Annotated in this window: 24 protein-coding genes; 17 read left to right on the top strand and 7 right to left on the bottom strand. The window is 68.9% G+C overall.

The annotated features are described in order from the left end of the window. From NA4_RS21300 to NA4_RS21275, 6 genes are all read left to right on the top strand, one after another. A partial coding sequence (locus NA4_RS21300; RefSeq protein ID WP_245671521.1) for a pseudouridine synthase occupies positions 1-907 on the top strand: 907 nt, incomplete at its 5' end. Between the two features lie 35 nt (positions 908-942). After that, positions 943-1,650, top strand: coding sequence for a (d)CMP kinase (gene cmk, locus NA4_RS21295; protein WP_067472648.1), 708 nt, complete (start codon positions 943-945; stop codon positions 1,648-1,650). Continuing rightward, positions 1,647-3,065 carry a ribosome biogenesis GTPase Der gene (gene der / locus NA4_RS21290; RefSeq protein ID WP_067472598.1) on the top strand — a complete coding sequence of 473 codons (1,419 nt, stop codon included), beginning with the start codon at positions 1,647-1,649 and terminating at the stop codon, positions 3,063-3,065. The genes cmk and der overlap by 4 nt, the downstream gene beginning before the upstream one ends. 77 nt (positions 3,066-3,142) lie before the next feature. Further along, on the top strand, positions 3,143-4,147 hold the full coding sequence (locus NA4_RS21285; RefSeq protein ID WP_067472595.1) for a helix-turn-helix transcriptional regulator: 1,005 nt from the start codon (positions 3,143-3,145) through the stop codon (positions 4,145-4,147). A gap of 222 nt (positions 4,148-4,369) precedes the next feature. Beyond that, positions 4,370-4,873, top strand: a complete 504-nt coding sequence (locus NA4_RS21280) for a DUF3703 domain-containing protein (RefSeq protein ID WP_307188596.1) — start codon at positions 4,370-4,372, stop codon at positions 4,871-4,873. Positions 4,874-5,040: 167 nt separating this feature from the next. Further along, positions 5,041-5,799, top strand: coding sequence for an acyl-[acyl-carrier-protein] thioesterase (locus NA4_RS21275; RefSeq protein WP_067472592.1), 759 nt, complete (start codon positions 5,041-5,043; stop codon positions 5,797-5,799). Between the two features lie 188 nt (positions 5,800-5,987). On the opposite strand, the gene NA4_RS21270 is transcribed toward NA4_RS21275, so the two are convergent. Then, complete coding sequence (locus NA4_RS21270; protein ID WP_084497300.1) at positions 5,988-7,475, bottom strand: mannitol dehydrogenase family protein; 1,488 nt, start codon at positions 7,473-7,475, stop codon at positions 5,988-5,990. Between the two features lie 394 nt (positions 7,476-7,869). On the opposite strand from NA4_RS21270, the gene NA4_RS21265 reads away from it, so the two are divergent. Genes NA4_RS21265 through NA4_RS21255 form a run of 3 tightly spaced genes read left to right on the top strand, consistent with a single transcriptional unit; the run spans position 7,870 to position 9,618 of the window. Continuing rightward, positions 7,870-8,349 (top strand): Dps family protein, encoded by a 480-nt coding sequence (locus NA4_RS21265; protein ID WP_067472586.1) that lies wholly within the window; start codon positions 7,870-7,872, stop codon positions 8,347-8,349. Continuing rightward, positions 8,349-8,789, top strand: a complete 441-nt coding sequence (locus NA4_RS21260) for an anti-sigma factor (RefSeq protein ID WP_245671520.1) — start codon at positions 8,349-8,351, stop codon at positions 8,787-8,789. The genes NA4_RS21265 and NA4_RS21260 overlap by 1 nt, the downstream gene beginning before the upstream one ends. Continuing rightward, positions 8,779-9,618 (top strand): RNA polymerase sigma factor SigF, encoded by an 840-nt coding sequence (locus NA4_RS21255; RefSeq protein WP_067472583.1) that lies wholly within the window; start codon positions 8,779-8,781, stop codon positions 9,616-9,618. Before NA4_RS21260 ends, NA4_RS21255 begins: the two co-directional genes overlap by 11 nt. A 7-nt stretch (positions 9,619-9,625) precedes the next feature. Here the strand turns inward: NA4_RS21255 and NA4_RS21250 are convergent, their stop codons facing one another. Beyond that, positions 9,626-9,859, bottom strand: a complete 234-nt coding sequence (locus tag NA4_RS21250) for a hypothetical protein (RefSeq protein WP_067472581.1) — start codon at positions 9,857-9,859, stop codon at positions 9,626-9,628. 293 nt (positions 9,860-10,152) lie between these two features. On the opposite strand from NA4_RS21250, the gene NA4_RS21245 reads away from it, so the two are divergent. After that, the gene (locus NA4_RS21245; RefSeq protein WP_067472631.1) at positions 10,153-12,267 is read left to right on the top strand and encodes an AMP-binding protein; all 2,115 of its coding nucleotides are present in this window, start codon (positions 10,153-10,155) and stop codon (positions 12,265-12,267) included. A gap of 63 nt (positions 12,268-12,330) precedes the next feature. Here the strand turns inward: NA4_RS21245 and NA4_RS21240 are convergent, their stop codons facing one another. After that, positions 12,331-13,695, bottom strand: a complete 1,365-nt coding sequence (locus tag NA4_RS21240) for a WS/DGAT/MGAT family O-acyltransferase (RefSeq protein ID WP_067472578.1) — start codon at positions 13,693-13,695, stop codon at positions 12,331-12,333. Positions 13,696-13,863: 168 nt separating this feature from the next. Continuing rightward, entirely contained in the window at positions 13,864-14,514 is a 651-nt protein-coding gene (locus tag NA4_RS21235; protein WP_157129189.1) for a DUF6968 family protein, read from the bottom strand. Positions 14,515-14,769: 255 nt separating this feature from the next. Here NA4_RS21235 and NA4_RS21230 point away from each other — a divergent pair, with 255 nt between their 5' ends. Continuing rightward, the gene (locus NA4_RS21230; protein WP_157129188.1) at positions 14,770-15,282 is read left to right on the top strand and encodes a hypothetical protein; all 513 of its coding nucleotides are present in this window, start codon (positions 14,770-14,772) and stop codon (positions 15,280-15,282) included. 142 nt (positions 15,283-15,424) lie between these two features. On the opposite strand, the gene NA4_RS21225 is transcribed toward NA4_RS21230, so the two are convergent. Beyond that, complete coding sequence (locus tag NA4_RS21225; RefSeq protein ID WP_084497299.1) at positions 15,425-15,820, bottom strand: helix-turn-helix domain-containing protein; 396 nt, start codon at positions 15,818-15,820, stop codon at positions 15,425-15,427. Positions 15,821-16,131: 311 nt separating this feature from the next. On the opposite strand from NA4_RS21225, the gene NA4_RS21220 reads away from it, so the two are divergent. Both NA4_RS21220 and NA4_RS21215 read left to right on the top strand, forming a co-directional pair. Further along, positions 16,132-16,683 carry a nuclear transport factor 2-like protein gene (locus tag NA4_RS21220; RefSeq protein ID WP_067472625.1) on the top strand — a complete coding sequence of 184 codons (552 nt, stop codon included), beginning with the start codon at positions 16,132-16,134 and terminating at the stop codon, positions 16,681-16,683. Positions 16,684-16,688: 5 nt separating this feature from the next. Next, a complete protein-coding gene (locus NA4_RS21215) occupies positions 16,689-17,939 on the top strand; it encodes a hypothetical protein (RefSeq protein WP_067472628.1) in 1,251 nt (416 codons plus the stop codon). 121 nt (positions 17,940-18,060) lie between these two features. On the opposite strand, the gene cyp51 is transcribed toward NA4_RS21215, so the two are convergent. Continuing rightward, a complete protein-coding gene (cyp51, locus tag NA4_RS21210; protein WP_067472566.1) occupies positions 18,061-19,422 on the bottom strand; it encodes a lanosterol 14-alpha demethylase in 1,362 nt (453 codons plus the stop codon). Positions 19,423-19,666: 244 nt separating this feature from the next. On the opposite strand from cyp51, the gene NA4_RS21205 reads away from it, so the two are divergent. Beyond that, positions 19,667-20,797, top strand: a complete 1,131-nt coding sequence (locus tag NA4_RS21205) for an MCE family protein (RefSeq protein ID WP_067472622.1) — start codon at positions 19,667-19,669, stop codon at positions 20,795-20,797. 65 nt (positions 20,798-20,862) lie between these two features. Here NA4_RS21205 and aztA read toward each other — a convergent pair whose 3' ends face one another. Further along, a complete protein-coding gene (gene aztA, locus NA4_RS21200) occupies positions 20,863-21,561 on the bottom strand; it encodes a zinc ABC transporter ATP-binding protein AztA (protein WP_245671519.1) in 699 nt (232 codons plus the stop codon). 41 nt (positions 21,562-21,602) lie between these two features. On the opposite strand from aztA, the gene aztB reads away from it, so the two are divergent. The 3 genes from aztB to aztD are packed head-to-tail and all read left to right on the top strand — an operon-like array spanning position 21,603 to position 25,719. Next, a complete protein-coding gene (gene aztB, locus NA4_RS21195; RefSeq protein ID WP_067472563.1) occupies positions 21,603-23,612 on the top strand; it encodes a zinc ABC transporter permease AztB in 2,010 nt (669 codons plus the stop codon). Beyond that, entirely contained in the window at positions 23,609-24,526 is a 918-nt protein-coding gene (gene aztC / locus NA4_RS21190; protein ID WP_067472560.1) for a zinc ABC transporter substrate-binding protein AztC, read from the top strand. Before aztB ends, aztC begins: the two co-directional genes overlap by 4 nt. Positions 24,527-24,549: 23 nt before the next feature. Next, on the top strand, positions 24,550-25,719 hold the full coding sequence (gene aztD, locus NA4_RS21185) for a zinc metallochaperone AztD (protein WP_067472557.1): 1,170 nt from the start codon (positions 24,550-24,552) through the stop codon (positions 25,717-25,719). Positions 25,720-25,894 lie beyond the last annotated feature (175 nt).

The raw sequence follows: 25,894 nt of genomic DNA, 5'->3' as shown, positions 1-25,894 counted from the left end.
CGCGACGCAACGCGCGGCCGCACCGGCCCCGCAGCGGCACGCCAACTCGGGTGGCAAGAAGAAGCCGAAGCCGCAACGGCAGGCCGCGCAGCCGACGCTGCTGAGCAACGCGAAGCCCGCGCGCCACCAGAACGTCGAGCAGGCCGAAGGGCACACCAAACTGCCGTGGGGCGAGGGCGAGCGGCTGCAGAAGGTCCTCGCAAAAGCGGGCGTCGCCTCGCGCCGCGCCGCCGAGGAGATGATCGCGCAGGGCCGCGTCGAAGTCGACGGCATGATCGTGCGTGAGCAGGGCCTGCGCATCGACCCGCAGCACGCGGTGGTGCGCGTCGACGGCACCCGCGTGATGGTGCGCGAGGAACTGGTGCACGTCGCGCTGAACAAGCCCAAGGGCTGGCAGTCCACCATGTCCGACGATCTGGGCCGCCCCTGCGTCGGCGACATCGTTGCCGAGCGGATCGCCGCCGGTCAGCGTCTGTTCCACGTCGGGAGGCTGGACGCCGATACCGAGGGCCTGCTGCTGCTGACCAACGACGGCGACCTCGCGCACCGGCTCATGCACCCGTCTTTCGAGGTCTCCAAGACCTACCTGGCCACCGTGCACGGTGAGGTGAACAACCGTGCGATCGGCAAGCGGTTGCGCGACGGCGTCGAGCTGGAGGACGGTCCAGCCAAGGTGGACCGTTTCCAGGTGCTCGAGCTGGGGGAGGGACGTTCCCTGGTGAAGATCGTGTTGCACGAAGGGCGCAAACACATCGTGCGCCGCCTGCTGGACGCGGTCGGCCACCCGGTCATCCGGCTGGTGCGCACGCATATCGGCCCGGTCGCGCTGGGCGACCAACGGCCCGGCACACTGCGCGTGCTCGGTCGCGATGAAATCGGCAAACTCTACGAGGCGGTGTCGTTGTGAACGGTCTGGAGATCCCGGTGCAGGCGCCGGCGCGCATGTCCGGTACGAGCCCGCTGGTGATCGCCATGGACGGGCCATCGGGCACCGGGAAGTCGAGCGTGTCGCGGCGCCTGGCCACCCGGCTCGGCGCGCAGTACCTCGACACCGGCGCCATGTACCGGGCGGCGACGTTGCGTGTGCTGCGCGCGGGTATCGAGCTCACCGACACCGCGGCCATCGCCGCCGCGGTCAAGGAGCTGCCCCTATCGATCGGCACCGAGCCCAGCCGCGAGGTGATCGAGCTCGACGGTGAGGACGTCGCGTCGGAGATTCGCGGCGACGCCGTCACCAAGGCCGTCTCGGCGGTCTCCGCGGTGCCCGAGGTGCGCGAGCTGCTGGTCGCGATGCAGCGCGACATCACGGCGGTCGCGCGCCGGATCGTGGTTGAGGGCCGCGACATCGGCACCGTCGTGCTGCCCAGGGCGGAGGCCAAGATCTACCTGACCGCCTCCGCGGAGGCGCGCGCCCACCGGCGCAACCAGCAGAACATCGCCGAAGGCCGGGGCGACGACTACGCGGGCGTGCTCGCCGACGTCCAGCGCCGCGACACCCTGGACTCCACCCGCAAGGTGTCCCCGCTGCGCCCCGCCGCGGACGCGGTGCTGGTCGACACCAGCGAGCTGTCCATGGACGAGGTCATCGACGAGCTGTACCGCGTTGTCGCGCAGCAGCTTTCGGCGCTCGCCGGCGGAGGTGACCGGTGAACGGTGAGGTGCTGGCCGGTGACGGCGTCTGGAGCGACGAGGCCGACTGGGAGCTGGCCGATCTGGAGGGCGAGTTCGAGGACCAGGCGCACGTCGCGATGCCGACGCTCGCGGTGGTCGGCCGCCCGAACGTGGGCAAGTCGACGCTGGTGAATCGGATCCTGGGTCGCCGCGAGGCGGTCGTGGAGGACATTCCCGGGGTGACCCGCGACCGCGTGTCCTACGAGGCGAACTGGGCGGGTCGCCGCTTCCTGGTCCAGGACACCGGCGGCTGGGAGCCGGACGCGAAAGGGTTGCAGCAAGCGGTGGCCAGGCAGGCCGAACTGGCCATGCAGACCGCCGACGCGATCCTGCTCGTAGTCGACGCCGTGGTGGGCGCCACCGCCACCGACGAGGCGGCGGTGAAGAAGCTGCGTCGCTCCGCGGTCCCGGTCATCCTGGTCGCCAACAAGGTCGACGACCAGCGGGTGGAAGCCGAGGCGGCGGCGCTGTGGTCGCTCGGTCTCGGCGAGCCGCGCATGGTCAGCGCCGCGCACGGCCGCGGCACCGGCGACCTGCTCGACGACGTGCTCCAGGTGCTCCCGGAGACTCCGCGGGAGGGGACCGGCGGTACCGGTCCGCGCCGCGTCGCTCTGGTCGGCAAGCCCAATGTGGGCAAATCGAGCCTGTTGAACAAGCTGTCCGGCGACGAGCGCTCGGTGGTGCACGATGTCGCGGGCACCACGGTGGACCCGGTCGACTCCCTGGTCGAGTTGGGCGGGAAGGTGTGGAAGTTCGTCGACACCGCCGGGTTGCGCCGCAAGGTCGCAAACGCGAGCGGCACCGAGTTCTACGCGTCGCTGCGCACCAAGTCCGCGCTGGAGGCCTCGGAGGTGGCGATCATGCTGATCGACGCCGCGCAACCGATCACCGAACAGGACCTGCGCGTGATCAGCATGGTCGCCGACTCGGGGCGCGCATTGGTGCTGGCGTTCAACAAGTGGGATCTGGTCGACGAGGACCGCCGCCTGCAGTTGGAGCGCGAGGTCGACCGGGACCTGGTCCGGGTGCCGTGGGCGCAGCGGGTGAACATCTCCGCGCACACCGGCCGCGCGGTGCAGAAGCTGGTGCCCGCCATGGAGACCGCGCTCGAGTCCTGGGACAAGCGCATTCCGACGGGCAGGCTGAACACCTGGCTGAAGGAAGTGATCGCCGCGACCCCGCCGCCGATGCGGGGCGGCCGGTTGCCCCGCGTGCTGTTCGCGACCCAGGCGACTACGCGGCCGCCCACCTTCGTGCTGTTCACCACCGGCTTCCTGGAGGCGGGCTACCGTCGCTTCCTGGAGCGCAGACTGCGCGAGGAATTCGGCTTCGCCGGTTCGCCGGTGCGGATCTCCGTGCGGGTGCGCGAGAAGCGGGATCGTTCCAAGAAGTGACGGTGCCATGAGGTCTCGGACCTGCCTGTTCCGAGACCTCGTGCCTGCCGGTTGGTCTTCTCGGCGAGACTGGGTGCATGGACGAGCGACGGGTGCGGCCGCAGTGGCGCGGGGCCGCTTTGCTCCGACCGGGCCTGCTCGTCCTCCGCGGTGCGATCGGCGCTGCTGACCTGCACGCGCATCACACCGTGCAGGTGCTCGTCGCGCGAGAGGGCGACGTCGTGCTCGGCGACCGTTTCGGCGCCGAATCAGCCTGCCGCGCCGCGATCATTCCGCCGAATGTCCCACACCGGGTGGTCCGCGGCGTCGCCGACGGGCTGCTGGTGCTTTTCGACGCCCAGGTCGCGGTAGCCGTGGAATTGGGCGGGATGCCGCGCCCCGCCGATCGGGCCGGGGGATGGTCCCGCGCGGCAAGCGAACTCGGTATCGATGACGGATTTCGGTGGTTGTGGGGCGAGTATCGCATCGCACCGGATTCCGCTGCGTCGAATGGCGCGAGCCGGGGCGCGGCCATCCCTGACAGACCGATCCCGCGTCCCACCGAACGCGCAATCGGAGACGGTTGGGCGGCGACCGCAACCCGGCCGTGTGTTCAGGTGCAAGCCTGGGTTCGTGACGCCCTGCGGCACGGTTCTGGGACAGAATGGCTGCGCGGGGAAGTGCCCATGCAGCCCTGGCCGGAGCCAGAGGCTGAATCTCGATCGGTGGGCAACGGCGGCGCGGTGGAAGTCGCTCGGCACCCAGCGGTCGCCGAGATTCTTCGCATCCTTCCCACCCGCCTGGACGCGGGCCCGATCCGGCTCGCCGACCTCGCGCGCACGGTCCATCTCTCGGAAAGCCGCTTGGCGCACGTCTTCTCGGACGAGATCGGACTGCCGCTGCGGCCCTACGTCCGGTGGCTGCGCATCCAGCGGGCCGTGGAGCTGATCGCGACCGGCCGATCGTTGACGGCCGCGGCGCACGGTGCCGGTTTCGCCGACAGCGCCCACCTGACCCGCACCTGCCGCGCCATGTTCGGCGCTCCGCCGTCGGACTTCGGGGCGATCCGCTGGGTACGGGACGTGCGCGAATTCCCGCGCTGAGATCGCGGCGCCGGTCGTCGGCGTCCCGGCTGTCCCACCGTTCGGTGTGACCGGTGACGCGACGTGCGGACGTCTCGAGCGGCGACCTTGCCGCCGCGGAGCGCACCGGTATCGCACCCCGTCCCGACGACGCGATCACGCTTGCCGAGCGCCGCGTGTCGACTCGCGCTGTTGACGATCGCGCGCCCGAGATGCCGGTGTGCCTGGGGCGGATCTCGGCCGGTGTCCGGTTTCGCGGAGTACTACGACGGCGCCGAGCGGGACTCATCGTCCGGTCACGCGACAGCAGGTTTGTTCAAGCTCGCCAACGAGTCCGCGGTCGATGCTGATTCCACCAGAACCTGCGACTTTTGGAGTGATCCCATGGCCCCCATGCCGCCGACCGTCCGCGCCGCCTTCGACAAGGAGCTCGAAGATGCCTGGGCGACCGACGATCTCGACGCCCGGTGGCGTTCGCTCGAACGCGCCCACATCCTCTCCCAGCCCTGGGCGTTGCCGCATACCCGTGCGCACTGGCACATGCTGCGGCTGGCCGTGCGCTGCCACGATTCGCGGGAGATCATCGGCCAGCTCGTCCGGCTGCTGGTTGCCGGGCCGGGCTCGTCGATCGGGCGAGTACCGGTGGGCAACCCGGGGCGTGCCACGGTCGGACTGATGGTCACCGTGCCGATTCCCGAGGATCTGGCCCGCGTCCTCGCCGATGGTGTGGCGCGCTCTTCGCGGTGAGGCCGGCGAGCGGAGCTCGCATACTGGAGAGTTGGCGAATATTCAGCGATCGCCAGTGAATGTCAGACTCGGCATGGAAGGCTGTGATATATCCGGATGTTTGTTGCATATGCGTTACTTAGCGAGTTTGAGCGCGAATCGCAGCAAACACCTGGCATGATCCGATCATGGCCATTCCCAGCGTCCTGCCGGAAAGCCGAGCCCACGTGCCCGTGTTCGAGACGGGATGGCCGGTGCGCCTCGGCGACACCGGCGGCGACCAGCACCTGCGGCTGGACGGCGTCGCACGGTACCTGCAAGACGTCGGCTACGACCATCTCGGGGTTCTCGACGACGGCGACATCCACCGCCTGTGGGTGGTCCGCAGGACGGTGATCGACGCACTCAAACCCATCGAGTTCGGCGAGTGGGCCACGCTGCGGCGCTGGCCCTCGGCGACGTCCACCCGCTGGTGCACGATGCGCGTCCAGATCTGCGGCGGCGGGGGTGGCCTGGTGGAGACCGAGGCCTTCCTGATCCACTTCGGCTCGGAAACCGGAGTCCCGGCCCGGATGAGCGACCGCTTCTTGGCGCCCATGCTGGACTGCACGACCGAACACCGGCTCCGGTGGAACGCCGAACTCACCGACCCGATGCCGCGGGCAGGCGAGCCTGGCGTGCGGATTCGTCCGTTCCCGTTGCGCGTCACCGACATAGACCTGCTCGATCACGTGAACAACGCGGTCTACCTGACCGCTCTCGAGGAAGTTCTCGCCGATCACGCCGAACTGAAATCCGGACCGCACCGAGTGGTGATCGAGTACGGGAAGCCGGTGCGGTCCGGCGAGGATCTGCGGCTCGTCTCCCGCTGCGACGGCTCGAGCCTGGACGTCTGGTTCGCCGTCGGCGCGGACGCGCGCGCGGTCGCCCGCGTCACGCCGCGATGACGGGCAGGGCAGCCGCAGCCGCTCGAGCGCATGGCCGGAGTGGACGTACGCAGGATGGGCGCTGTCGGACGTGGTCCGTCCTCAGCCCGCGCATGGCCGGAGCGAAGGCTGGAGGTACGCAGGGTGGGCGCTGTCGGACGTGGTCCGTCCTCAGCCCGCGCATGGCCGGAGCGAAGGCGGAGGTACGCCTAATGCGCCAAGTCCTCGACCGTGGCATGGGCGCCTTTGGTGTGCAGTGAATGCAATGCTGCCTGGTACGCGGTGACGAACCGAGGCCGGTCGATGAGATCGCCGAATACCGAACGCTCGCCCAGGAAGGCGGTGGGCTGCTCGCGCTCCCGTCGCGCGAGCGGAACCAGCTGGTCGCGCAGGCGGTCCACGACCTCGATCGGCGCACCCTGCTCGTCCACGCCCTCGGCATAGCGCGCCCAACTCGCGACCACCGCGGCCGCGCAGTCGATTTCGCCGCCGGAGTCGAGCTGCGCCCGGACCACCGGCAGCAGCCATTTCGGGATGCGGTCGGAGGATTCCGCGCACAGTCGTGCGATGGTGTCGCCGATCGCGGGGTTGGCGAACCGCTCGAGCAGCGTCTGCTTGTAGCGATCCAGGTCGACGCCGGGGACCTCGTGCAGGGTCGGTGTGGCCTCGGCGTCCATGTAACGCAGCAGGAATCGCCGGAAGGCCGGGTCCTGCGCGGCCTCGTGGACCAGTCGATAACCGCTCAGATAGCCGAAGTAACACAGCGCCTGGTGGCTCGCGTTGAGCAGCCGCAGTTTCATCAGCTCATAGGGCGTGACGTCATCGACGAGCTGGACGCCGACGTCGTCGAAGGCAGGGCGGCCGAGTCCGAACGAATCCTCCAGCACCCACTGCACGAACGGTTCGGTCACGACCGGCCAGCGGTCGCTGATTCCGTAGCGCCGCTCGATCTCGCCGGTCGCGGCCTGCGGCGTCACCGGAGTTATCCGGTCCACCATCGAATTCGGGAAACGCACCCGTTCGGCCACCCAGTCGCCGAGTCCGGGATCGCGCAGCGCGGCGAACGCGCCGAACATGCGTCGCGCGACGTGCCCATTGCCCTCGATGTTGTCACAGGAGAGCACGGTGAACGGCGCGACACCGCGCGATCTGCGCCGCACCAGGGCCTCGGTGACAAGCCCGAATACTGTGACGGGCGGCGTGTTGCCCGCGAGATCGGCACGGACGCCGGGATCGTCGGCGTCGAACTGCCCGGTGTCGGCGGCGATGCGGTAGCCGCCCTCGGTGATGGTGAGCGAGACGATCCGGGTGGCCGGATCGGCCAGCTTCTCCACCACGGCATCGGGATCCTCCGGCGCGTAGAGGTACTCGACAATCGAACCGATGACCCGCGTGGCCCAGGTTCCGTCCGGCGCGACCGTCGACAGTGTGTACAAGCCGTCCTGTGCCGCGAGGACGTCGCGCATCCGGCGATCGCCGGGCAGCAGGCCGACACCACAGATGCCCCAGTCGTGCGCAAGGCCGCGCTCGAGCAGTCGGTCGACATACATCGCCTGATGCGCGCGATGGAACCCGCCGACCCCGAAATGCGCTATGCCGGTGGAGATCCGGGATCGGTCGTAGGCCGGCGCCGAGACGCGACCGCTGACCTCCGGCAGCGTCGCCGCCCGCAAGGGCGTCGCCGAATCCTCTGGCATCCCGCACCTCCCGGTGTTGTGGAGATCACATTCTAGTGCAGGAGGAACGGATTCGTGGCCGCCGACATCCGCTCGCGCCATGCCGCCTGCTGCCGGCGATAGGCCGCGCTGGGTGCGCGATGCACCAGGGGCAGGCCGGAATGCGATGGTCGCGGTATCGGCATCCGGCACGGGGAGGGGCGAGCGAGCCGCGGACGTCGGCCATGGCCTGTGCGACAGCGAGCAGGACAACCCACCGGTCACGGCCCTGTCGCCGAAACGGCCCGGCGCGGGCCGGGCGACCCGTCACCGGCCCCTGTTCCTGGCGTCGGCCGACGACCGTACCGGGAGGTTTAGCGCGGCTCAGCTGGGTAGACCGTCGATGACCAGCATCAACGCCAGAAGGGTAGGAGCGATGTCGGAACCGATCACGAGCACATTGGACCCCGAGCAGCAGCGTATCGCGGGCGAGACGCTGCGCGGGACCGTCGTCGACCTGATCGACCTGTCGTTGATCGCCAAGCAGGCGCACTGGAACGTGGTCGGCACCAATTTCCGGTCGGTCCACCTGGCGTTGGACGAATTAGTCATGGTCGCAAGGGAATTCACCGACGCGGCCGCGGAACGCGCCACCGCCGTCGGGGTCAGCCCGGACGGACGCGCGTCGACGGTGGCCCGGGATTCCGGCACGGTCGGCATCGGCGAAGGCTGGCAGCAGGACACCGACGTCATCGACGCGATCGTGAGCAACCTCGCCGCGGTGATCAAGCGACTACGCGAGCGGATCGCCGCGACCGAGAAGGCCGACCCGGTGACCCAGGACCTGTTCCTGGACATCACCGCGCGCCTCGAGCAGCTGCACTGGATGTGGCAAGCCCAGCTCGCCACGGTCTGATGAAGGTGATCACCTGCGCGTTCGGCGCGCCTGCCGTCGAGACCACCACGGTCGCCGTGCGGATTCCCGCCGACGAGCGGCACCTGGCCCTGATCCGGGGGCTGGGCGACACCGTGTGCCTGGTCGCCGAGCTGCCGCTCGGTGCGGCCGCCGACATCCGGCTGGCGATCACCGAGATCGCCACGATGCTGGTCGCGGGCTCGGTACCCGGTTCGATGCTCGGTTGTGCGTTCACCTACGGCACCGATCGCATGAGCATGCGCGCCGAGGCGACCGCCGCGACCGAGGACGAAGTCAGTGGTGATCCGCTGAGCTGGGAACTGGTCCGGATGCTCACCAGTTCCCTGTCGATTTCCCGTGACCCTTTTGACCCGGACGTTCGTGGGTACCCGACGGTCATCGAATTCAGTTGGGAACGAGGACCATTTGATGACACGTGAGTTCACGACCGACCGGAACGACACAGCTCGGCGCACGCGTGAAGGCGACAGCTACGACAACATCGAACCGTGGTTCGAAAAGCTCGCCGCGGTGGCGGAAACCGACCCGTACCACGCGGAGCTGCGCGAGGAGGTGGTGCGGCGATGCCTTCCACTCGCCGAACACATCGCGCGCAGGTTCGCCGGCCGTGGCGAGTCCTTCGACGACCTGCTCCAGATCGCCCGCGTCGGCTTGGTGCTGGCGGTGGACCGATTCGACAGCACCCGCGGCAGTTCGTTTCTCGGGTTCGCGGTTCCCACCATCATGGGCGAGGTGCGCAGGCATTTCCGGGACAACACGTGGTCGCTGCGGGTGCCGCGACGGCTCAAGGAGATCCAGTTGCGCATCGGCCCGGCCACCGAGACGCTGTCGCACCGCCTGGGGCGGAGCCCGACGGCCAGGGAGATCGCCGCCGAGCTCGACGTCGAGCTGAGTGAGGTCACCCAGGCGCTCATCGCGGGCAACGCTTACCAGACCAACTCGCTGGACTCCGCCGCTCGCCACGACGACGACGGGGCGCCACAACCGCTCGCCGACACCCTCGGCTCCGAGGAACCGTGCTACCAGCTGCTGGAGCAGGCGATGGCGGTAGGACCGCTGATCGCCGAGCTGCCGCCGCGCGACCGCCACGTGCTGATCCTGCGCTTCTTCGAATCCCGGACCCAAGCCCAGATCGCGGAACGGCTGGGCGTCTCGCAGATGCAGGTGTCCCGAATCCTGGCCCGGATTCTCGGCGAACTGCGCGAGCGTGCGCTCGGCACCGACGAGGTAGCGTCGCGGGTCGCGTGAGCTCGGGTCACCTGCGGCGGCGGGCTCGGGAGTCGGTCATCGGCGTGGACGACACTTCGCCGGTCCAGCCGCACGGCAGCGCGCAGCTGGCGATCACCTTGGTCTCCATGTCGCCGTTGTCGTAGCGCAGCGTCGTGGTCTCCGCGTAAGCGGGGTAGCCGCACGCGCGGCATTTGCCGAAGAAATCGAGGATCTCCTCCGCGCGGGAGTGCGCGAGTCGTCGGGTGGCGTTGTAGTCCATCACCTCTCCAGCCAGCGTATCGTCCTGCCGAGCAGGCGCCTGCGACGTTAGGAGCGCCGGTCGGCGGGTACCTGGATTCCGGCGATCATTGGGCGAATTCACAGCCGCCGCCCCACTCGATTGGGCACGGTCCCAGCGGCAGGTGAATGCCTGGCAATCGCAGGGGTTTTCGCGCGTTTTGCTGGTAGTAGCGATAATGTCCGAGATACTTGACCTCGCGTGTGACTGACGTTACAAAGGAGCTACCCGCCGACCCGAAGTTCTTCGAACCGGCCGACGAGAAGTGCGCCAAGTTGGTTACCGATGTCATCGATGTAGTCGCCGAGTTCGCGATCACCCGCAAAGCCCTCTGGGATCTGCTGCTCGAACCGCAGACCTACCCGCGCATGTTCCCCGGTATCGGCGCGTGTGAGCAGATCCAATCGGCCGACGGCAACGTCGTGTGGCAGATGCGCGTCGGCACCCACGAGACCGGTATCCGCACGCATCAGATTCGGCTGAGCGTGGGTCGCTGGTACGAAAGTTTCGAAATGCAGTACGCCGCACTGGGCAGTTTCGCGTCGGTGCGGCTGCACGGCGATGAGGAGCGCACCAAGGTCACGGTCACCTACTTCGCGCCGAGCCGGGTGCACCCGCGCGTCGCCGAGTTGTCCAACGTGGCCATCGCGGACTGGACCAAGAGCGGACTGCGCCGGGTGGCCGACGTCGCCAAGGGCGCGCGGACGTCGCTGATCGTCAACGGGGAGGACTCGCCGATCCGGCGGAACGCGGGCGTCGCACGGCAGATGGTGGCCTCCGGCGTCGTAGTGCTGCCCGCCCGTCTGGATCGCAGCATCAAACAGTTGCGCTCGCTGGCGAAGTGGGGGTTCAACCTGGCCGGTGGGTACGCGGCGGGCGCGGCGTTCGATCCGGAGCGGACCGCGATCATCGACGACCGCGGCAGCCGCTCCTTCGCCGACATGCACGAGCGGACCAACGCGCTCGCCGCGGCGATGGCCGCGCTCGAACTCGGGCCCGGCGACGCCGTCGGACTGCTCTCACGCAACCACGCCGGCATGGTCGAATGCATGGTCGCCGCAGGCAAACTCGGCGTGGACGTGGCATTGCTCAACTCGGGGCTGGCCGGTCGCACCATCGAGGAGATCGTGCAGCGCGACCGGCTGTCGGCGCTGTTCGTCGACGGTGACCTCGAGGAGTTGGTGCAATACCTGCACGCCGACATTCCGCGCTACAACACCGACGAGCGGCCCCCGGCGCCCGACCGGGTCACCGTGAACGATCTGGTGGCGCAGGGACACCGCACTTTTCGCACACCGGCCCAGCCGGGACGGCTGATCGTGCTCACCTCCGGGACCAGCGGAACGCCGAAGGGTGCGCGCAGGCCGCATCCGAAGGGCTTCGGGTCCATCGCGGCTCTGCTGTCGCGCATCCCGATGCAGATGAACGAGACCATGCTGATTCCGGCTCCGCTGTTTCACACCTGGGGACTGGCCGGGCTGCAACTGAGCACCGCGTTGCGCTCGACCGTGGTGCTCGCGGAACGGTTCGACGCGCAGGACTGCCTGCGCCGCATCGCCGAACACCAGGTCAACACCGTGATCGTGGTGCCGACCATGGTGCAGCGCATCCTCGATCTGCCCGCGCACGTGCGCGCACGGTACGACACCTCCAGCCTGCGCCACGTGATCAGCTGCGGCGCGCCGCTCGCCGGTGCGACCGTCGAGCGATTCATGGACGCCTACGGCGACGTCCTGTACAACGTCTACGGCTCCACCGAGGTCTCCTGGGCGACCGTCGCCACCCCGGAGGATCTGCACACCTCGCCGACCACGGCGGGCCGCCCGCCATTGGGCACCAAGATCGCCGTGCTCGGGCCGGACCACCGCAGGCTGCCGATCGGCGCCACCGGGCACATCTTCGTCGGTAATCACATGCTGTTCGACGGCTACGTCAACGCAGCGCCGCCGGACGAGGCGCACGGCATGCTCGACACCGGCGACCTCGGCTACCTGGACGCCGCGGGACGGTTGTTCATCGCGGGCCGCGACGACGAGATGATCATCTCCGGCGGCGAGAACGTCTTCCCGCGCCCGGTGGAAGAAGCGCTCGCGCACCTGCCGCAGGTCAGCGACGTCGCGGTGGTCGGCGTGCCAGACCACGAATTCGGCCAGCGGCTGGTGGCCTTCGTGGTCAAACGCGAGGGCGCCGGGCTCGATTCGGACATGGTCCGCACCTATATCCGAAATCGCTTGAGCCGCTTCTCCGTGCCCCGTGAGGTCACGTTCCTGGCGGCACTCCCGCGCGGCGACACCGGCAAGATCCTCAAGCGCCTGCTGGCCCGTCCCGGCGCGATGCCACAGCCGCTGCCGCCCTCGATCAACGGACTGGGCACGGCAGGCTCGACATGAACGGGAACAGGGCACCCGGGTGAGTAGAGCGGCAGGAGGCCCGTCCGCTCCCTCAGCCGGCAGTCAGTAGACGGTGTCTTCCAGATCGGACAGCGCCGTCTCGAGGTGGTCGAGCAGCGTGGCCACGTCCGGCACGCTGCGGCGGCAGGCGACGATGCCGATATCGAGCGCGTCGGCGTTACTGGTGAGCGTGATGTTCACCGCCTGGCCGTCCAGCGGGATGGACAGCGGGTAGCCGGCATCAAGGCGGGCGCCGTTCCAGTACCGGGGTTCGCGCGGGCCGGGAACGTTGGAGATGACGATGTTGAACGGCGGGTTGGTCAGCGCGGTCGTGGCGGGGACGAGCAGGGCCAGCGCGAGCGGGCTCAGCGTCAGCGCCGACAGCGAGACCGCCTGCACGGGGGAGAGCTCGCGATAGATCTCCTTGCTGCGGTGCATCGACGAGCTGATCGCCGTGAGCCGCTGCGCCGGATCGGCCAGATCGGTGGCGAGACCGCACAGCAGCGCGGCCACGGCGTTGCCGCCGGTGTGGCCCTCGTCGGACTCCGGGCGCAGCGAGACCGGCACCATCGCGACCAATGGTTTGTCGGGCAAGGCTTGATGGGCGATCAGATAGGCGCGCAGCGCTCCCGCGGCCATGGCCAGCACCACGTCGTTGAGGGTCGTTCCGGTCATCTTCTTGACCTGGCGGAGGCGATCCAGCGGCCAGGAGCGCACGGCGCAGCGGCGTGCCCCGCCGATCGGGACGTTGAACAGCGTGCGCGGCGCGGCGAACGGCAGCGTCAACTGCTGCTCCACCAACGCGGTGCGGGCAAGGCGCAAGAGGGCGGGTGCTGAGCCCGCCGCGGCGAACATCGCCCGCGCCGCCCCACCGAGCGTGCGCGGCGGGGACGGGTTCTCGCGGCGCCGGTCCGAAGGCGGCAGATGCCAGGGCGCCGGCGCCTCGCGGGAGTCGGGGTCGCTGGCCAGCGTGCGTTGCAGCAGGCGCTGGGCGGCGACGCCATCCATGAGGGCGTGGTGCATCTTCGCGTACATCGCGACGCGGTCGCCTGCGAGCCCTTCGATCAGGTGTAATTCCCACAGCGGCCGGTGGCGGTCCAGCAGGGTGCTGTGCAGTCCGGCGGTCATCTCCACCAGCGGGTCCTGGCCACCGGTTTCGGGTAATGCCCACCGCTGCAGGTGGTAGTCGAGTTCGATGGTGCGCTCCACCGCCCACGCCAGCTGCGGTGTGCCGAACAGCCGGGCCGGGCGCTTGCGGAAGGTGGGATGGAAGTCCTCCTCGGCCGCCAGCGTCGCGTACGCGCGCCGGGCGAACTCCGGTCCCGTGCTGTCCATCGGGTCGAAGATCTGCAGTGTGCCGACGTGCATCGGGTGCTCGCGTGATTCCGCGATGAGGAACAAGGCGTCCAGCGGCGAGATGAATTCCATGGGCAGTTCCCTCCTGGCGACGCCGCGGCGTCGCCACGGTCCGGTTCGGCACGGGGAGTGTCGGCGCCGGAGGGGAACTGCGCCGGTCGAACGACAATCCACCAACCGATGATTCGATGCCGAATCCGGACCGGCTGGGCGGTTTTCCGTGATTGTTCCGCGCGAGCCTCAGGACAAGCGGCTCACCGGCCAATCGGCGGGCAGCTCGAGGCGCTCGCTGATCAAGTGGATCGCGCTGTGCAGGGCCTGGATTTCGTCCACGCCGCTGGCCACCGAGGCGCCCTGCTCGCTGATGTGGAACCGGCACAGATGGTTACGCCGGTCGGCCGCCAGGTAGGGCCTGCCGATGATGATCGAGAGCGAGCTGTCGGCATCGCGCAGCGTGCGCGCGGCGATGAGGGCCTGCGGTTCGTGCATGGCCGTCGTCGCGGCGCGCGACGGGCGGGTCGGGGTGGCGGGGAATCGCGGATCGGACGGCTCGGTCACTTCGAAGTGCGCGCCCCGGTCGTTCGCCTGTCGCAGCTCGTCGGCGATCTCCTGAAACGCGCGGTACAGCGCCGCGATGGAATCGGCGCCGTGCGCCCAGCGCTCGCCGATGCCCTGGATGCGGAATCCGCACACCACGCCGGTGTCGCCCGGCGCCATCTGTGGTTTGCCGACCTCGATCGATACTTCCCGCGTGGCATCGGCGACGGTGCGCGTGGCGATCACCTCCCTGATGCGACGCCATTTCGTGCTCGCGATCGCACCGCCGAGCTCGGAATCGCGCACTGCGGGCGTGGTCGCGTCCCCAGTGACCCGCGCCGGTATCGCTCTCATAGGGAATGGAGTACCCAACTCTCTCGCCGGTTATCCTGCGGATCACGGTGACCTGGACCGCAGAGCCGGTTCGCGGACGATAATCGCGGGACGGTCCGGTGTCGGCTGAACCCGGACCGGGCTGTGCTGAGCGATGTGATCTTCAGACACGCTGGATCGAAAGATGGCTACTGGGCAGTTAACATGCGGTGGGTTTGGCAGGCTGTCGTCCAGATGTGATGGTGGGGCCCGCAACGACGAGGAGGGGCGGACGAAGTGGTAACGATTGCGCAGTTACGAGCGGTTCTGTCGATTCTCCGGATCAACCCGGACGAAGTGGGCGCGCGGCTGGGAGATGCCGGTCTGCGCGGCCCGAACGCGGAGCGTGTCCTTTTAGTCGGTTTGCTACACCGCGTCGCGAGCAGCGAACTGCGGCAGGTCGTCACCACGACCATGGACGATGCGGAGGCCGCCCGCGCCGCCGCGGTGAGCACCCGTCCGGTGGACGGCGAGAATCCCACGGAGCAGGCACGTTTCGACGCGCACTGGCTGCACGACCGCATCGGCGCACTGGCGGCGGGCACCACCGTGGAGCCGGTTCCGGTCCTGCTGGACGCCGCCGCGCGTTCGACGGACGCGGCCGAGGCCCTGCTGCTGCTCAGTCACAACCCGCGCGGCTACGAGGCGGAGCTTCGATGGGAGCGGGTGCTGGACGACTTGGGTCGCGCCTACCACTTGATCAACGACGAACGGGTCGGACGCTCGAACACGACAACCGCGCCGCTGTAGCGGCGGTTCTGCGTCCCACACCGCCGGGCTCGCGTATTCCGGCGACGCGAGAGCACTCGCTGAGGGGTCCGCGGAGCAACATGACGGCGCGGCCGGTCGGAGCGCGAAAGGCGCTCCGGCCGACCGGTTTTCGAACCGCTGATCAGTGTGCCGCGGCCAGTTCGCCGGCCACGCCGTCGTGCAGGATCGTCGCGCTGGTGCCCGGCGGCCAGCCGAGCCCTGCGTCCAGTTTGTCCAGCACCTCGGTGCTGGGCTGCGGATTGCGAGACCGCTCGATCTCGCTGACCGCTTTGGCCGCCGGGCCGCCGTTGCCCGCCACGTCCGCCTGGGTCCACTTCATCTCGCGGCGCCGCGCACGCACGCGTGTCGCGAGGGCGTCGAGGTCCAGCGCGGCGACGACCTCGACGGCCTCCGCGAGTTCCGGCGCCGGTTTCGCCGGATCACCGGGTTCTCTCGTTTGCTGCTTTTCGCGCAGGATCCCGCTGGTGATCAGCCTGGATCGCTTCCGCCTGCCCATCTTCCCCACACGCTCTCCCATCCTCGGTCGAGTCGATCGATTGCGGCACACGGCGCCGGGCGGCGCCCTCTGCGCCGATGAACGCTGAACATCATGGGCGAGCGCGGTTGCCCGACCCGTTGCGACGCGCCGGGCGCTGGCGGTCCGAGGCGGCGCGCGATATTGCGGGTGACCGGCTGTTCGGGGATTGTCCGGCAAAACGGGCGGTGGTAGCGTCCAGACACATGTCCAGCTAGGTGTCTCTCGGGAGCGTCACTCGGTGATCACGGCCGCACCAAGGCTTGTCGATCGCGGGCGACGGCGAGACCGCCCCGGCCCGAAAGGTTCGACTGATGCCAGGTTTCGAACGCGCCGAACTCGACGAAATGATCCAGCGCTGGATCGTGGAGAATCAGCGCTGCGAGGAAAAGGGCGACTGGAAGCCGCTCGCGCAGATGTACACCGAGGACGCCACCTACGGGTGGAACTACGGTCCGACCCAGGAGTTCATGGCTGTCGGCCGCGACGAGATCCGCGAGCTCGCCCTCGGCCAGGAGATGGCCGGGCTGGAGGGCTGGACCTACCCGTATCAGGAGTTCGTCGTCGACGAACGCACCGGCAGCGTCATCGGGTTCTGGAAACAGATCAGCGCGGCCGAACGCCCGGACGGGCGCAACTACTCGCCCGAGGGCATCGGCGGCAGCTGGTTCCGCTACGGCGGCGACTTCCAATGGTCCTGGCAGCGTGACTTCTTCGACTTCGGCAATGTCTCCGCGCTGTTCCTGGAGATGATCACGAACAAGGCGCTCACGCCGGGCATGCAGCGGCGCATCGAGCGTTCGGTCTCAGGCCGACCGCTGCCCGGGTGGTACCGGGTCGGCGAATCGCCGGTCTCGCTGTGGTGACCGCGATGGCCACACCACACAGCCGATTCGCCGACCTGGATCGTCCGACCCTGGCCGCGCTCGTTCCCGAACTGCTCCTGTGCGGGCACCTCATCGACCGCTCGGGCATGCCGCACTCCATCGCCGCGTTCGGCCGGGAGGGCATGACCGCGATCGCGATCGAGGAGTGGCAGCTGGCCAGCCCGGTCTACACCCGGCGCATGCAGCGCGCACTCGGCTTCACCGGCGACGGCGTGGAGACCATCTTCAAAGGGCTGCAACTGGATATCGGCGCGCCACCGCAGTTCATGGATTTCCGGTTCCGGGTCGACGATCACGACCATGGCGAGTTCTGGCTCGACCAGTGTGGCGCGCTCGCCGACGTGGAGCCGATGGGCGAGGAGTTCGTCGTGTCGATGTGCCACGACATCGAAGACCCGACGTTCGACGCGACGGCACTGGCCACCAATCCGCACGCCCAGGTCCGGCCGATCCACCGACCTCCGCGTCGACCGGCCGACCGGAAACCGGTGTGCGCGTGGACCGTCCGCATCGATCCCACGCACGTGCCACCGCCGGTGCCGCCCAACGCCGAACTCGTCGCCGGGTCGGTGGCGGCGGGGCTCGCGCTGCCCGCGATCGACCGCGCCGAGGAAGGGCGGCCGGACTATTCGGGGCCGTTGCTCAGCGATGTGCGCTTCGCCGACTTCTCCCGCTCGGCGCTGGTGCGCATCGCCGAAGAGGTCTGCCTGCAACAGCACCTGTTGACCCTCGGGTTCATGATCGCGGTGCGCGCACGGCTGGACGCACCTGCGGCGCTCGAGATCGGGCGCAAACAGTTCGCCGGGATCGCCGGGCTCACCAGTGAGCGCTTGCGCGACTGCCTCGGCCTCACCGATGACGCCCGGGCGCTGGCTACGGTGCTGCGCCTGCATCCCGCTCTGAACCCGCTGTGCTACACGGGGATCGAGGTAGCCGAAGCCAACGGCCGTGTCCGGCTGACGTTTCCGGCGGCCAGCGGCGCCCACACCGACGGAACCTGGCCGTCGCTGCTCGGCCCGCACCACCTCGGCCCGCTGAACGCACTGGTGCGTGGCGTGAATCCGCGCTTCCGCGCCGAGGCCGTCGCCGGCACCGATCAGGGCTGGACCGCCGAGATCGCGCTCGGTGCGAAACCGTTCCGGGAGGCGACGGAGGTCGCGCTGACGCGGTTCAGCACCGGCGCCGCGTTCGCCTTCACCGACCGGGGGATACCCCTTCCACTCACCGTCGTGTGACAGCTCCAAGGGGCAATCGGCGGCCGTGCCGATCAACGTCGACTACCGCTACCGCGCCGCCGAACTGGCCTATGTCTACGCCAAGTGCGATACGAGGAGCCCGCTCGGGGCCACGGGCCGCTCACGCGGTGCCGGGCTTGCGCCGCCGGTAGCGGACGGTGCATGGCTGCGCGAGTTGCACGACCATCTTGGAGTGGTCGTTGCGGTAGTGGTCCGGCGGCTGGGTCATCTCGAACTCCCAGTCGCGCAACAGGAGTGAGAAGATCGCCTTCAGTTGCATGAGTGCGAACGCGGCGCCGACGCAGCGGTGGCGGCCCGCGCCGAACGGAATCCAGGTCCAGCGGTGGACGATGTCCGCTTGGTTGGGGTCGAGGTAGCGGCCGGGATCGAAGGCGTCCGGATCGGGAAAGTCCTCCGGAATCCGATTCGAGATGGCTGGTGTGGCGGCCACGTGGTCACCGGGGGCGATGCGATGGCCGCGGACATCGAAGTCGCCTCGCGCCACGCGCATGAGGATGATCAACGGCGGGTGCAGGCGCAGCGTTTCCTTGAGCACCGCTTCGAGCCGGGGGATTCGGCGCAGCGCGCCGAAGCTGATGTCGGAGCCGTCGGCGTAGAGCTCGTCCAGTTCGGCGACGACCTGACGCGATATCCCGGGGTGGCGCAGCAGTTCGATGATCGTCCAGGCCGCCGTGCCGGAGGTGGTGTGGTGGCCGGCGAACATCATGGAGATGAAGATGCCGGTGATCTCGCTGGCGCTGAACCGCGGCCGGCCGTCGTCGCCCGGGATCGAGATGAGCACGTCGAGCATGTCCCGGTCGTCCTTGCCCGCGGGCGGGTTCGCGGCCCTGCGGTCCATGATGGCCTGGACCAGGTCGACCAACTCGGCGCGCGCCTGGTCGCGGCGCCGGAAGCTTTCGATCGGGGCGTACGGGTCGACGTAAGCCAATGCGTCGGTGCCGCGTTCGAGGTCGTGGTAGAGGCGGGCGAAGCGGTCGTCGAGTTCGTCGCGGAACTTCACGCCGATCAGGCAGGCCGAGGAGGTGTAGATGGTCAGCTCGGCGAAGAAGTCGAGCAGGTCGATCTCCCCTGCATCGCCCCAGCGCGCCAGCATCCGCTCGACCTCGCGGGCGATGGTCGCGGCGTGGCCGCGCATGTGCTCCGCGCGCAATGCCTGGTTGTGCAACATCTCCTTGCGGCGTTCCGGGCCGGCGTCGAAGACGACGCCGTCGCCGAAGATGGGCTTCATGAACGGATAGGCGGCGGCCTGGTCGAGGTCCTCGTCGCCGGAACGGAAGAAGAATTCGTTGGCCTCCGCGCCGGACAGCAGGATGACCTGTCGGCCCGCCAGATCGAATGACCCGACGTCACCGCACTCTTCGCGGACCCGGCGCATCAGCCCGATCGGATCGACGCGGAACTCCTCCAGATGGCCGTGCTCGTGGTCGCCTCCGGATACCCGCGGCGGTGTCACCAGCGTCATGTGGAAATCCTTCCCCGGATCGGTGCCCGCAACCTATCATGGACACGTGTCTGGACAGTACTACGATTGAGAAGTGTCGGGCAAGGGGACCGACCCGCCGCCGTCACTGGGGTCAGGGCGGATGGCGTGCCTCGCCTGCACAGCCCGCGGTAAGAGGTGATCCGTGCATCCGAAGCAAGATTCCCGCGAACGGGCGCGGCTGGCCGTGTGGCGGGCGATTCGGTTGAAATTCGCAGGGGCGGTGATGATTCTGCTGATCACCGCGGTCGTCGTGCTCGCCGTATCGATGTACGCGGGGCGGTTCCGGTCCACCGCGACGGTCACCGTCGAGGCGCCCCGCTCAGGGTTGGTTCTGGACCCCGATGCGAAGGTCCGGATGCGGGGGGTGGAACTCGGACGGGTGAGCGCTGTGGAATATCGCGACGACCATGTACGCCTGCGGCTGGCGCTCGACCCCGAGTTGCTGCGGCTGGTGCCCGCCAACGCGACGGTGGAGATCCGCTCCACCACGGTGTTCGGCGCCAAGTACGTCACTTTCGTCGCGCCTGGCATGCCGTCGCCGACGCCGCTGCGGCCGGGTGCGACGATCCGCGCCGACGCCGTCACCGTCGAGTACAACACGCTGTTCCAGCGGCTGAGCGCCATCCTCGCCGCGGTCGAACCCGGCAAGCTCAACGCCACGCTGGCCGCGCTGGGCACCGCACTGCACGGTCGCGGCGATCAGTTCGGCGATCTCCTCGCCCGCGCCGATGACTATCTGCGGCAGCTCAATCCGAGCCTGCCTGCGCTGCAACAAGACCTGTCGGCTACCCGGGATGTCGCCGGACTGTACGCCGACACCGCTCCCGATCTATTGCGCACCGTGGACAACGCGACCGTCGCGAGCGAGACGATCACCACCGGTGTGCACGACGTGGATGCCCTGCTGCTCGAGCTCATCGGGTTCGCCGACACCACCAGGGCGGTGCTCGCCGAGAACGAGCATGGTCTCGCCGCGGCGGTGGAACTCCTGCGACCGACCAGCTCCCTGCTCGACCGGTACTCACCCGTGCTGTACTGCGTGGTCGTCGGCATCGCGAAGGCGCTGCCCGCGGCCGAAGCCATCGTCGGCGGAACCGTGCCGGGCGCCATCTTCAACGCCGGTTTCATGTACGGCGCTCGGCCCTACACCTACCCCGACGATCTGCCGAAGGTGAACGCCACCGGCGGCCCACGCTGCGAAGGGGTTCTCGACCGCGTCCCCGGCAGCCACGCCGACTACGCCGTCACCGACACCAACGAAGGCGCTCCTTATGTTCCATCAGCCCAGGTCGTGCTCCACGCTCCCAGCGTCTTTCGGATTCTCTTCGCTGGAATGCCGGGAGTGCCACGCTAGTTCGGTGTGCACCTGAACGTAGAGCGGTCTGCTGTGCAGAGGCGGCGTTTTCCGTGCGCCGCGATTCAGGCCGGTTCGGTGGTTCGCTCGCTGTGCAGGACGGTGTGCGGATCTCCTTGGGCGGCGATCCGCCCGCCGCGCAAAAGGAGGCAGTGATCGGCGCGCAGTGCGTCCTCGCGGCTGTGCGTGGCGTGCACGACCGTGACGCCTTGGTCGCAGACTCGGCCAATCGCCTCGGAAATCTCCTGTTGGGCAAGGGAATCCAGCCCGGTCGTCGGTTCGTCCAGCAGGAGTAGGCCGGATTCCTGCGCGAGTGCCTGGGCCAGCAGTGCGCGCTGGCGCTGGCCGCCGGAGAGGGTGTCGAGCCGGCGGTCGGCGAGGTCGGCGATGTCCATGCGGTCGAGGTATTCGCGCACGATCGTCCGATCCCGCCGGGTGAGGCGGCGCCACGCGCCGCGGTGCGCCCAGCGGCCCATGGCGACGGTTTCGTGGACCGTGATCGGCAGGGTCGCGGGGACGCTGCTCTGTTGCACGACGAATGCCGGTCGGGCGTGACCCGGGCTGAGCGTTCCCGACGTGGGCCTGATGACACCGGCGAGCACGCCGAGCAGGGTGGATTTGCCGGACCCGTTCGGCCCGACGAGGGCGGTCACCTGTCCGCCCGGAATGGTGCCGCTCAGCTCGTGCAGCACCGGATGTCCTCGGTATCCGGCCGACAGTTCGGCGATACGGATATCTGGTGGCGGCACCGCTTCCTCGATCACTCGTTGAAATGATAATCGTTATCATTGTAGAGTGCTGCGCCATGGAGTGGTTGGTCGCCCCGTTCGAGGTTTCCTTCGTTCAGCGGGCCTTGTGTGGCGGGCTGCTCGTGTCGTGCCTGTGCGCCATCGCGGGAACGTGGGTCGTGGTGCGCGGCATGGCATTTCTGAGCGACGCGATGGCGCACGGAATGCTGCCGGGTGTCGCGATAGCGGCCCTGCTGGGCGGAAACCTGTTGCTGGGCGCGGCATTCAGCGCGGCGGCGATGGCGGTCGGGGTCTCCGTGCTCGGCCGCGGCACCAGATTCGCGCCCGACACAGGCATCGGGCTGCTGTTCGTCGGGATGCTGTCGGTGGGGGTGATCATCGTGTCGCATTCGCCGTCGTTCGCGGTCGACCTGACCGGATTTCTCTTCGGTGACGTACTGGCCGTCCGGGAACGGGAGCTGTGGTACCTGGCGGCCGCAGTGCTTCTCGCGGCCGTGGTTTCGGTACTGGGCCACCGGGCGTTCGTCGCGCTCACCTTCGATCCGCGCAAAGCGCACACTCTCGGGCTGCGACCCCGTTTCGCGCATGTGGCGCTGATCGGTCTGGTGACCCTGGCGATCGTCGCGTCGTTCCATATCGTCGGCACGCTGCTGGTCTTCGGCCTGCTCATCGCGCCGCCCGCCGCCGCGGTCTACTGGGTGCATCGCATCCGGTCGATCATGCTCACCGCCGCGGCGCTCGGTGCGGTGGCCACGGCTGCCGGACTGGTGATTTCGTGGCACGCGGGCACCGCGGCGGGCGCGACGATCGCCGCGACCGCCGTCGCTTTGTTCTTCCTCTCCGCGCTGTCGGCCTGGCTGCGTGATCGCGTTCGCTCGACCGGTCCGACGTCGAAACCGCTGGCATTGTCGCTGGTCCTCGCTGCGCTCGCGCCGCTGCTCGGCTGCGGCGCGAGCGGGCCGTCCCAGCCGGTGGAGGTGACGCCGCACGGCTATGTCGAGGGCGCCGAGGAGACCGCGGAAGCGCAGCCGCGTCTTGTCGTGGCCGACAAGGAGACCGGCGCTGTGCGGGTTGTCGATCTCATCACCGGGGACGTCATCGACCTCGGCCGGACCGAAGGTGTCGACGGTATCGGCGGCGACGGCCGTTTCGCCTTCCTGTCCGGCCGTGGCCGGGTGCGTACCGTCGACGCGGGCGCGTGGACGGTCGACCACGGCGACCATGTGCACTATTACCGAGCGCCTGCGCGGGATCTCGGCGCGTTCACCGGTGGTGCGATGTCGGCCGTGCACGGTGACGGCAGTGTCACGGCAGTCGCTTTCGAAGCGGGTGGCACGACGCTGCTCGACCGGTCCGCGCTCGGCACCGGTTCGCTGCACGAACGCGGCGTGATCGCGGAGGGGGCAGCCGTGCCCTACGCCGAGCACTTGCTGGTTTCGGTGCCTGCCAGGGGAGCCATCGAGGTACGCACCCGGGACGGCGCACCGGCCGCGGCCATCGCGGAGGGATGCCCGAACCCGCGCGGCTCGGCGGTGACGTGGCGTGGCGTTGTCTTCGGTTGCGCCGACGGGGCATTGGTGGTGACGGCGCGAGACGCGGTGTTCACGGGTGCGAAGATCCCGTATCCGCACGCGGTCGCCGATGGCGACCGTGCGGTCGAGTTCTTCCATCGCCCCGGCAGCACGACGCTGGTGGCACCGGCCCGGCGGCGCGGCGTCTGGATGCTCGACATCAGGCGCACGACGTGGACCTTGCTGGAGACGGGCCCGGTGGTCGCGGCTAACACGGCGGGGGAGGGCACCGCGGTGCTGACCCTCACCGAGGACGGCGTGCTGCACGGTTACGACCCGGCGTCCGGGCGCGAGTCCACCGCGGCGCGACCGCTGACCGCGCCGGTAGCCGCCGGCGCCCAAGCGCCGGTGATCCTCGTCGACGACCACCGCGCCTATGTCAACGATCCTGCGGGCAAAGTGATCCACGAGATCGACTACGCGGACAACCTCCGAAGCGCACGAACGTTCCCCCTCGATGTCAGCCCGACGGTGATGGTGGAGGTCGGCCGATGAAGCCCGCGATCCGGCTGTGCGCACTGGTCGCCGCGGCGCTGCTCGCGCTGACCGCATGCCTGAATTCCGGCGCCGACCGCGGCGGAATCATCGTCACCACCAATATTCTCGGCGACCTCACCCGTGCCATCGCCGGCGACGCGGTCGAGGTCACCGTCCTGATGCCGCCGAACGCCGACCCGCACTTCTTCGCGATATCCGCCCAGCAGGCCGCCCAGCTCGAACGCGCGAGCCTGATCGTCTACAACGGTCTCGGCCTCGAGGAGAACGTGCTGCGCAACGTCGAGGCAGCCGAGCGGTCCGGTGTCGCGGCCGTCTCGGTCGGCACGGAGATCGATCCGATCAGCTACTCCGCCGACGACGCGAACGGCAGGCCGGATCCGCACTTCTGGACCGACCCGCGTCGCGTGCGCAGAGCCGTCGAGATCGTCCGTGATCGGATCATCGCGGACGTCGACGGCGTCGACGCCGCCGCGATCCGTGCCGGGGCCGACCGCTACCTCGCCGAACTCGATCGGCTCGACCGCTGGATGACCGATCGGTTCGCCACGATTCCCGCCGAGCGACGCAAATTGGTCACCAACCACCACGTCTTCGGTTACCTCGCAGAGCGATTCGGCTTCGCCGTGGTCGGCGCCGTGATTCCGGGCGGCACCACGCTGGCCTCGCCGAGCCCGTCGGATCTGGCCGCGCTCGCCGGAACGATCCGCGCCGCCGGGGTCGGGGCGATCTTCGCCGATTCCTCGCAACCCGATCGCCTGGCCAGGGTGCTCGCCGAACAGGCCGGCCTGCACGTGCGGGTGATCCCGCTGTACTCGGAGTCGCTCACCGAACCGGGCGGCGGCGCGGGCACCTACCTGGACATGATGCGCGCCAACACCGAGGCCATCGTCCGCGGGCTCACCACCGGTTAGCGCCGCCCAACAGAAGGAAATCCATGCAGCCACGATCACGAACCACGAAATCGGCGGGCTTGGCCGGCTTGATGGCCGCCGTTCTCACCGTCGCCGGTTGCGGCGCCGGCACGCAGGCAGACCAGAACACCCCGCGAAAACACATCGCCGATCCGATCGCGCTCACCCATGACAGCGGCATCTACGTCCTCGACGGAACCACTCTGGAGCTCGCGGGCACGGTCGACCTCGACGGCTTCAACCGGCTCAACCCGGCAGGGGACGACCGCCATCTGATCGTCTCCACCACAGACGGTTTCCGCGTTTTCGACGCTACCGCTGCCGAATTCACCGGTGCACGGTTCCCCGGTCCCGAGCCGGGCCATGTGGTGCGCCATGCCGGGCGAACCGTGCTGTTCAGCGACGGCACCGGTGAAGTCGTCGTGTTCGACCCCGCCGATCTCGCCGAGGGCACACCGAAGACCTCCACCTACCGTGCCGCCGCCCCGCACCACGGCGTCGCGATCGAACTCGCCAACGGTGAACTGGTCGTCACGCTCGGTACCGAAGAAAAGCGGACCGGCATCGCGGTGCTCGACAAGAACCGCACCGAGAAGGCGCGCAACGAGGACTGCCCCGGAGTGCACGGCGAGGCGACCGCCGCGGGCGAGGCCGTCGTGATCGGTTGCCAGAACGGTGTGCTCGTCTACCGCAACGGCGTGATCGGCAAAGTGACCAGCCCCACCGAATACGGCCGGATCGGCAACCAGGCGGGCAGCGCGACCTCACCCATCGTGCTCGGCGACTACAAGCGCGACAAAGACGCCGAACTCGAACGGCCACAGCAGATCTCGCTGATCGACACGGTCACGGGCACGCTGCGCCTTGTCGATCTCGGCACCAGCTACACCTTCCGCTCGCTCGGCCGCGGCCCGCACGATGAGGCCCTCGTCCTCGGCACGGACGGCCGTATCCACGTGATCGATCCGGTCGCGGGCGCCGTCGTGCGCACCATTCCGGTCACCGCCCCCTGGCAGGAACCGCTGCAGTGGCAGAAACCGCGACCTGCGTTGTTCGTCCGCGGCGGCACGGCGTACGTCTCGGATCCCGCCACCAAGCAGGTGCATCGGATCGATCTGGCGACCGGAGCGAAAACAGCGACCGTCACGTTGCCCGGCACGCCGAACGAGCTGAGCGGCGTCGTCGGCCACTGAGTCCGGTCCCAGCGGTGCGGCGGACGGGCGTACGTCGTCGCCGCGTCAACCGCTGACCAGCGTCCCCGCGCAGCGCACGCTGCCCGGCCATTCGGGACCGCGGGTGCTCGATACGCGTGCTGCCGCAGAACCAGGATGCTGACAGGTCCCAGGACTGGTTGCGGTCTGGAAAGCG

Source organism: Nocardia amamiensis NBRC 102102 (assembly GCF_001612745.1).
GTDB lineage: Bacteria > Actinomycetota > Actinomycetes > Mycobacteriales > Mycobacteriaceae > Nocardia > Nocardia amamiensis.
This window is presented reverse-complemented; position numbering and strand designations above follow the sequence as displayed.

Excerpts from the sequence above, each read along its gene's own strand:
- aztC (WP_067472560.1), top strand. The coding sequence starts at position 23,609 with ATGAAGCCCGCGATCCGGCTGTGCGCACTGGTCGCCGCGGCGCTGCTC.
- aztB (WP_067472563.1), top strand. The coding sequence starts at position 21,603 with ATGGAGTGGTTGGTCGCCCCGTTCGAGGTTTCCTTCGTTCAGCGGGCC.
- NA4_RS21215 (WP_067472628.1), top strand. The coding sequence starts at position 16,689 with ATGGCCACACCACACAGCCGATTCGCCGACCTGGATCGTCCGACCCTG.
- NA4_RS21265 (WP_067472586.1), top strand. The coding sequence starts at position 7,870 with ATGTCGGAACCGATCACGAGCACATTGGACCCCGAGCAGCAGCGTATC.
- NA4_RS21270 (WP_084497300.1), bottom strand. The coding sequence starts at position 7,475 with ATGCCAGAGGATTCGGCGACGCCCTTGCGGGCGGCGACGCTGCCGGAG.
- NA4_RS21275 (WP_067472592.1), top strand. The coding sequence starts at position 5,041 with ATGGCCATTCCCAGCGTCCTGCCGGAAAGCCGAGCCCACGTGCCCGTG.
- aztD (WP_067472557.1), top strand. The coding sequence starts at position 24,550 with ATGCAGCCACGATCACGAACCACGAAATCGGCGGGCTTGGCCGGCTTG.
- NA4_RS21240 (WP_067472578.1), bottom strand. The coding sequence starts at position 13,695 with ATGGAATTCATCTCGCCGCTGGACGCCTTGTTCCTCATCGCGGAATCA.
- cmk (WP_067472648.1), top strand. The coding sequence starts at position 943 with ATGTCCGGTACGAGCCCGCTGGTGATCGCCATGGACGGGCCATCGGGC.
- NA4_RS21225 (WP_084497299.1), bottom strand. The coding sequence starts at position 15,820 with ATGGGAGAGCGTGTGGGGAAGATGGGCAGGCGGAAGCGATCCAGGCTG.
- NA4_RS21205 (WP_067472622.1), top strand. The coding sequence starts at position 19,667 with ATGATTCTGCTGATCACCGCGGTCGTCGTGCTCGCCGTATCGATGTAC.
- NA4_RS21235 (WP_157129189.1), bottom strand. The coding sequence starts at position 14,514 with ATGAGAGCGATACCGGCGCGGGTCACTGGGGACGCGACCACGCCCGCA.
- cyp51 (WP_067472566.1), bottom strand. The coding sequence starts at position 19,422 with ATGACGCTGGTGACACCGCCGCGGGTATCCGGAGGCGACCACGAGCAC.
- NA4_RS21260 (WP_245671520.1), top strand. The coding sequence starts at position 8,349 with ATGAAGGTGATCACCTGCGCGTTCGGCGCGCCTGCCGTCGAGACCACC.
- NA4_RS21285 (WP_067472595.1), top strand. The coding sequence starts at position 3,143 with ATGGACGAGCGACGGGTGCGGCCGCAGTGGCGCGGGGCCGCTTTGCTC.
- NA4_RS21220 (WP_067472625.1), top strand. The coding sequence starts at position 16,132 with ATGCCAGGTTTCGAACGCGCCGAACTCGACGAAATGATCCAGCGCTGG.
- NA4_RS21255 (WP_067472583.1), top strand. The coding sequence starts at position 8,779 with ATGACACGTGAGTTCACGACCGACCGGAACGACACAGCTCGGCGCACG.
- NA4_RS21250 (WP_067472581.1), bottom strand. The coding sequence starts at position 9,859 with ATGGACTACAACGCCACCCGACGACTCGCGCACTCCCGCGCGGAGGAG.